General features: G+C 66.6%; 8 protein-coding genes and 1 tRNA gene. 7 read left to right on the top strand and 2 right to left on the bottom strand.

Annotated elements, in window-relative coordinates:
* Both KGM94_RS22460 and KGM94_RS22455 read right to left on the bottom strand, forming a co-directional pair.
* A partial coding sequence (locus KGM94_RS22460; protein ID WP_300264230.1) for a tripartite tricarboxylate transporter substrate binding protein occupies positions 1-861 on the bottom strand: 861 nt, incomplete at its 3' end.
* Between the two features lie 94 nt (positions 862-955).
* Positions 956-1,441: an outer membrane protein assembly factor BamE gene (locus KGM94_RS22455; RefSeq protein ID WP_300264228.1), complete on the bottom strand. Its 486-nt coding sequence runs from the start codon at positions 1,439-1,441 to the stop codon at positions 956-958.
* A gap of 96 nt (positions 1,442-1,537) precedes the next feature.
* Between KGM94_RS22455 and KGM94_RS22450 the strand changes: the two genes are divergently transcribed.
* The 7 genes from KGM94_RS22450 (at position 1,538) to KGM94_RS22420 (ending at position 6,352) form a co-directional block, all read left to right on the top strand.
* On the top strand, positions 1,538-2,104 hold the full coding sequence (locus tag KGM94_RS22450) for a ubiquinol-cytochrome C chaperone family protein (RefSeq protein WP_300264226.1): 567 nt from the start codon (positions 1,538-1,540) through the stop codon (positions 2,102-2,104).
* Positions 2,101-2,718 (top strand): DUF177 domain-containing protein, encoded by a 618-nt coding sequence (locus KGM94_RS22445; protein WP_300264224.1) that lies wholly within the window; start codon positions 2,101-2,103, stop codon positions 2,716-2,718. Before KGM94_RS22450 ends, KGM94_RS22445 begins: the two co-directional genes overlap by 4 nt.
* Positions 2,719-3,068: 350 nt before the next feature.
* Complete coding sequence (gene plsX, locus KGM94_RS22440; RefSeq protein ID WP_300264222.1) at positions 3,069-4,130, top strand: phosphate acyltransferase PlsX; 1,062 nt, start codon at positions 3,069-3,071, stop codon at positions 4,128-4,130.
* The gene (locus KGM94_RS22435) at positions 4,127-5,107 is read left to right on the top strand and encodes a beta-ketoacyl-ACP synthase III (protein ID WP_300264220.1); all 981 of its coding nucleotides are present in this window, start codon (positions 4,127-4,129) and stop codon (positions 5,105-5,107) included. Before plsX ends, KGM94_RS22435 begins: the two co-directional genes overlap by 4 nt.
* A 130-nt stretch (positions 5,108-5,237) precedes the next feature.
* Positions 5,238-5,582 (top strand): integration host factor subunit alpha, encoded by a 345-nt coding sequence (locus KGM94_RS22430; RefSeq protein WP_300264218.1) that lies wholly within the window; start codon positions 5,238-5,240, stop codon positions 5,580-5,582.
* A 24-nt stretch (positions 5,583-5,606) separates the two neighbouring features.
* Entirely contained in the window at positions 5,607-6,179 is a 573-nt protein-coding gene (locus KGM94_RS22425; protein WP_300264216.1) for a MerR family transcriptional regulator, read from the top strand.
* Positions 6,180-6,274: 95 nt separating this feature from the next.
* A tRNA-Pro gene (locus KGM94_RS22420) sits at positions 6,275-6,352 on the top strand.
* Position 6,353 lies beyond the last annotated feature (1 nt).

Raw genomic sequence — 6,353 nt, 5'->3', positions numbered from 1 at the left:
GTCGCGCTCGAGGCAGGCCTTGACCTGGAGATTGAGCGCCTCGACCACCGGCGCGGGCGCGCTCTTGGGCAGGAACACCCCGAACCAGGACGAGACGTCGAAACTCGCAAGCTCCGGCGCGCTCTCGCGCATGGTCGGCAGGTTCGGAGTGAGATCGCTGCGCTCCGTCGTGGTGACGCAGAGACCGTTGAGCGTGCCGTTCTGCACCTGCGGCAGCGACGGGTAGAGGTTGTCGAACAGGATCTGGATGTCGCCGGCGAGCGCCGCCTGCAGCGCAGGCCCCGCGCCGCGGAACGGGATGTGCGTCATCTTCAACCCGGTCAGCTGCAGGAACCAGGCGCCGGTGAGGTGAGGGCTCTGGCCGACGCCGGAGGAGGCGTAGCTGAGCTTGTCCGGATTGGCCTTGAGGAAGGCGATCAGTTCGGGGATCGACTTGATGCCGGTCTTCGGATGCGCCGAGACGATGTTCGGGATCCGGATCATGTTGGAGACGGCCTGCAGCTGGTCCGGCTTGTAGCTGAGGTTCTTGAAGATGCTGTAGGCGATGGCGTTGGGGCCGGGATTGCCGATCAGGATGGTGTGGCCGTCTCCCTTGGCGCGGACGACTTCGGCGGTGCCGATGGTGCCGCCGCCGCCCGAGCGGTTCTCCACGACCGCCGACTGGCCCCACGCGCTCTGCAGATGCGCCGCCAGCAACCGGCCCATGACGTCGGTCGAGCCGCCCGCCGCCGCCGGCACGATGATCCTGACGGTCTCGGTGGGCTTCCAGTCCGCAAGGCTCGATCGCGGCAGGATCGCTGCCGTCGACAAGGCGGCAGTACCCACGAGCACGTTGCGGCGGGAAAACAATGTCTTGGTCATGAATCCACTCCCTGCTTCTTGTTGTTGCAGGGAACCGTAGGGAACGGATCGCGCCTCGGCAAGTCGCAGACGGCGGCACGACGCCGCAGCGGAGTTAGTTGAAGCTGAGTAGCTTGAACAGCGGCGTCAGGTAGCTGAGCTCCTGGCCCGAGGTCGGCGTGGTGCGGCTGACGAAGTCGAAGATCCTGCCGTCCTGCATGCCGTAATTGGCGAGCCTGCGCACCCGACGGTTCTTGTCGAAATAGATCGCGATCACGCGCTGATCGACCACCTTCTGGTTCATGAAGGCGACGGGGCGTTCCGCGCGCTGGGAAATGTAATAAAACACCTCGCCGTCCAGGGTAGCGACGGTGGAGGGCGTGCCCATCACGATCAGCACCTGGTCCTGGCTCGCGCCGATCGGAATCTGCTCGAGCGCGCCCGGCGGCAGGATGTAGCCCTTCTGGAACTGCTCGCCGGTGCAGGCAGCCAGCGTCACGCCGACGAGGGCTGCAGCGGCGAGCCCGCGCAAGGTTTTCCAGCGCGCCTGAAGGCCGCGGTGCGGACGTCCGCGTGAGCGGCTCTGGCTTAAGTCGGTCATGGCGGAACTAGTCCCGTCCCCTTGCGTCGCGCGAGCCGCTGAAGTACGGGCGGAAGCGGCGAGTGCAACGCGCCCGCCCGCTTGCGGATGCCCACAATGCTCTGGCCGTTCAGTCACTTCAGGAAACCCCGGCTCGCCCCGCGCGGCACCATTGAAGCCATCTATGGCATGATCGTGACGCAGGCGCGAGAACCCATATTTTACCGGGACTTGGGCGTGCCGGATACGGTTAACGGCCGATTCGACCTGTTGCTGCTGCATTTGTGGCTGCTGTTGCGCCGCCTGCGGACGGCTCCGGACAGCACCGCGCTGGCCCAGGCCCTGTTCGACCGCTTCTGCGAGGACATGGACGACAATTTGCGCGAGATGGGGGTCGGCGACCAGACGGTGCCGAAGCGGATGCGCGCCTTCGGCGAGGCCTTCTACGGCCGCAGCATGGCCTACGACCAGGCGATGGACGAGGGCGGCGAGGCCCTGGCGGCGGCGATCTCCAGGAATCTGCTGTCCAGGAACGTCCTCGATGGCGGCGCGCCGGCCGAGGCGCGACGGCTGGCCGCCTATGCGCGGGCGGCCGACGCCGAACTCGAGCGCACCGACGCCGCCGTCCTGCTCGGCGCGTCCTTCACGTTTCCGTCCCCGCTTCGGGAGGATATGACGCCATGACCCGACCCGACACCGTTCCCCATGCCGATCCCTGGCGGGTGCCCGTCATGGTGGCGCAGATTCCGGAAACCGGCCTGCATCGCGAGATCGAGGCCTCGCCGCGGGAACGCGCGGCCATGGCCGAGCTTGCGGGCCTGCGCGAGGTGGCGTCCGCCCACGCTTCCTTCGACGTGATGCCGAAAAGCGGCGGCCGCGTGGTTGTTACCGGTCGCGTCCGGGCGAGCGTCGGCCAGACCTGCGTGGTGACGCTCGATCCCGTCGAGAACGAACTCGACGAGGAAATCGAGCTGATGTTCGCCCCCGAGGCCGAGGTCCGGCGGCTGGCCGACCTCATTGAAGAGGGGCAGGACCGCGAGGACGTGGCCGGCGAGGAGCCGCCGGAGGCGATCGTCAACGGTATGATCGATCTCGGCCGGCTCGCCACCGATGCGCTGTTCCTGGCGATCGATCCCTATCCGCGCAAGCCAGGCGCGGTTTTCGAGCCGCAGGTCGAGGTGCCCGACCCGGAGGGCCACCCGTTTGCGGCGCTGAAGGCGCTGCAGCCGAAACCCAAGGGGGAAAAGGGGGCCGGGGGCGCAAAAAGCGCGGGGAAGGGCAAGCCGAAAGGCAAGTAGGCGGTTGCCTCGCGAAGGCCCGGCTCTGCAGATTCGGCCTTGGAGATTCGGCCTTGGGCAGGGTTCCTCCAACGCGGCGTGAACCGGTTGCCGGGACGGATCGAAATTCCACCATATCTCGTTGATGGATATCGGTCTTTGCCCGGACTGCGATTCCCTCCTCGAACCCCCTGCAAAAGGCTGGGGTCAAGAGGTTGTGTCACGGCCGGGAGACGCTATTGTCGCGGCCCGGTCCGGGTGCAGTGTGGCGCCTGGCCGATCGCCATGTCCATGGCGAGCCCAAGTTCATGGCGAGCAAGACGTCGCGGCCCGCAGCACAGACCGCAAGAGACCAGGTTTCCGGGTAATTTATGCCAAGCAAGGTTCGAATTGCGCTTGACGCCATGGGAGGCGACGTCGGCGCCCCCGTCGTCATTCCCGGCGCCGCCATCTCGCTCGCCCGGCATCGCAACATCGAGTTTCTTCTCGTCGGCGACCGCGCGAAGATCGAGCCCGAGCTCGAGAAGCACCCTGCGCTCGAGGCCGCCTCCAGGATCGTCCACACCGATGTCGCCGTCAGCATGGAGGACAAGCCGAGCCAGGCGCTGCGGCGCGGGCGCAAGACCTCCTCGATGTGGTTAGCGATCGACGCGGTCAAGAAGGGCGAGGCGGACGTCGCGGTCTCCGCCGGCAACACCGGCGCGCTGATGGCGATGTCGCGCTTCCACCTGCGCACGCTGCCGGGCATCGACCGCCCGGCGATTGCCGGGGTCTGGCCGACCAGGCGCGGCGATTCCGTCGTGCTCGACCTCGGCGCCACCATCGGCGGCGATGCGCGCCATCTGGTGTCGCTCGCGGTCATGGGCTCGGCGATGGCGAGCGTGTTGTTCAACAAGCCGCGTCCGACCGTCGGCCTGCTCAACATCGGTGTCGAGGAGATCAAGGGGCACGAGGAGATCCGCGAGGCCGGCGAAACCCTGCGCGCGATGAACCTGCCGCAGCTCGACTATGTCGGTTTCGTCGAGGGCGACGGCATCGGCAAGGGGCTCGCCGACGTCATCGTCACCGAAGGTTTCAGCGGTAACATCGCGCTCAAGGCCGCCGAGGGAACCGCACGGCAGATGGCCGAATTGCTCCGTATCGGGATGCAGCGGAGCTGGATGTCCAGGCTCGGCTATCTCTTCGCGCGCAGCGCCTTCCGGGCGCTCCGCGACAGGATGGACCCCAACAAGTCCAATGGCGGCGTGTTCCTGGGATTGAACGGGGTCGTGGTCAAGAGCCACGGCGGAATCAGCGCCGAAGGCTTTGCCTATGCGATCGATGTTGGCTATGAGATGGTCCACTACGATCTCCTGACCAAGATCAATCAGATGCTCAACCGCGACGGTGGCGCGCTTCGGTCCGTGCCGACCGCGCAGGAGGCTGTTTCGTGACCAAGATTCGTTCGGTCGTGCTGGGCTGCGGCGCCTATCTGCCGGAGCAGGTCGTGACCAATGCCCAGCTGGCCGCGCGTATCGACACCTCCGACGAATGGATCGTGCAGCGCACCGGCATCCGCGAGCGGCACGTGGCGGCCGAGGGCGAGTTCACCTCGCATCTCGCGATCAGGGCGGCGCAGGCGGCGCTCGCCGATGCCGGCGTCGACGCGCAGTCGATCGAGCTGATCGTGCTGGCGACCTCGACGCCGGACAACACCTTTCCCGCGACCGCGGTCGCCGTGCAGCACGGCCTCGGCATCCACCATGGCGCGGCCTTCGACCTGCAGGCGGTCTGCTCCGGCTTCGTCTTCGCGCTCGCCACCGTCGACAACTTCCTGCGCACCGGCGCCTACAAGCGCGCGCTGGTGATCGGCGCGGAGACCTTCTCGCGCATCCTCGACTGGAACGATCGCGGCACCTGCGTGCTGTTCGGCGACGGCGCCGGCGCGATCGTGCTGGAGGCCCAGGAGCAGCCGGGCAATGCCGCAACCGACCGCGGCCTCCTGACCACGCATCTGCGCTCGGACGGCCGGCACAAGTCGAAACTCTATGTCGACGGCGGGCCATCCTCGACCCAGACCGTCGGTCATTTGCGCATGGAAGGCCGCGAGGTGTTCAAGCACGCCGTCGGCATGATCACCGACGTGATCGTGGATGCCTTCAATGCCACCGGCCTCGATGCCGGGAGCATCGACTGGTTCGTGCCGCACCAGGCCAACAAGCGGATCATCGACGCCTCCGCCCACAAGCTGCACATCGCGCCGGAAAAGGTGGTGCTGACGGTCGACCGGCACGGCAACACCTCGGCCGCCTCGATCCCGCTGGCGCTGTCGGTGGCGCTGAAGGACGGCCGCATCAGGAAGGGCGATCTGGTGCTGCTGGAGGCGATGGGCGGCGGCTTCACCTGGGGTTCGGCGCTCGTGCGCTGGTAGCGCATTGCGTAAAGTTTTGCCCGTTTTGCAGGCATTTTCGATGTGCCCGCATTGATGAGCGCTGTTGACCATCGTATCGTAACCTCATAATTTCAGACGACAATTGTTCGCCGTGATGTGGGGCAGGGCGATGACCGATACTAGTAAAACCGTAACGCGTGTTGATCTCTGCGAGGCCGTCTATCAGAAGGTCGGCCTGTCGCGGACCGAGTCGTCCGCGTTCGTGGAACTCGTACTGAAGGAGATCACCGACTGCCTCGAGCGGGGCGAGACGGTGAAATTGTCCTCGTTCGGCTCCTTCATGGTGCGCAAGAAGGGCCAGCGTATCGGCCGCAATCCGAAGACCGGCACCGAGGTGCCGATCTCGCCGCGCCGGGTCATGGTATTCAAGCCGTCGGCCATCCTGAAGCAGCGGATCAACGCCCAGCACCGGGGCAATGGCGGCGACGACGGCAAGGCACAACCGGAGGCGTAATCGCTCTCCAGAAGGAGCCGGCTTTTGGACAAGGCGCCGGACGCATTCCGCACCATCAGCGAGGTCGCGCAGGACCTCGACATACCGCAGCACGTGCTGCGGTTCTGGGAGACCCGCTTCTCGCAGATCAAGCCGATGAAGCGCAGCGGCGGCCGCCGCTACTACCGCCCCGACGACGTCGACCTGCTCAAGGGCATCCGCCGCCTGCTGTACGGCGAGGGCTACACCATCCGCGGCGTGCAGCGAATCCTCAAGGAGCACGGCGTCAAGTCGGTCCAGGGGCTTGCCGATTCGTCGGCAGCCGTCTCCTTCGGCGCGATCGAGGACGCGATCGGGCAGAGCCTGATGGAGGAGGAGGCGGAGTCCGCGGCAATCCGTGGCGTCGACAGCGACGACGACGATTACCAGGGCGAGGAGGAGGAGGGCATCGATTTCCGCTTTGCGGAGATCGACGACGAGGAGGTGCTGACCACCTTCCGCCGTGGCGGCAGCGAGCGCGCCGGCCTCGGCGCAGCCGAGCGCGAGCGGCTGGAACGGGTGCTCGCCGATCTCGTCGCCTGCCGCCAGTTGCTCGACCAGGCGCTGGGCGAGGGCTGAGCCGGGGCGGCCTGCCGGGCTCCTAGGTGTTCCGGTGCGGCTTCGGCGTGCCGCGCCTTGCGCAAAGCCCTGATCCTAGCTAATGGATCGGCGTTCGGAGCGTGGCGCAGCCCGGTTAGCGCACTAGTCTGGGAGACTAGGGGTCGGAGGTTCAAATCCTCTCGCTCCGACCAA

The organism is Bradyrhizobium sp. (assembly GCF_028868675.1).
In the GTDB taxonomy this organism is placed as follows: domain Bacteria; phylum Pseudomonadota; class Alphaproteobacteria; order Rhizobiales; family Xanthobacteraceae; genus Bradyrhizobium.
The sequence above is the reverse complement of the archived record's forward strand: the minus strand, read 5'-3'. Positions and strand labels throughout refer to the sequence as shown.

Bases quoted from the DNA above. Each gene is read 5' to 3' on its own strand.
- KGM94_RS22455 (WP_300264228.1), bottom strand. From the start codon at position 1,441: ATGACCGACTTAAGCCAGAGCCGCTCACGCGGACGTCCGCACCGCGGC.
- KGM94_RS22450 (WP_300264226.1), top strand. From the start codon at position 1,538: ATGCTCTGGCCGTTCAGTCACTTCAGGAAACCCCGGCTCGCCCCGCGC.
- KGM94_RS22445 (WP_300264224.1), top strand. From the start codon at position 2,101: ATGACCCGACCCGACACCGTTCCCCATGCCGATCCCTGGCGGGTGCCC.
- plsX (WP_300264222.1), top strand. From the start codon at position 3,069: ATGCCAAGCAAGGTTCGAATTGCGCTTGACGCCATGGGAGGCGACGTC.
- KGM94_RS22430 (WP_300264218.1), top strand. From the start codon at position 5,238: ATGACCGATACTAGTAAAACCGTAACGCGTGTTGATCTCTGCGAGGCC.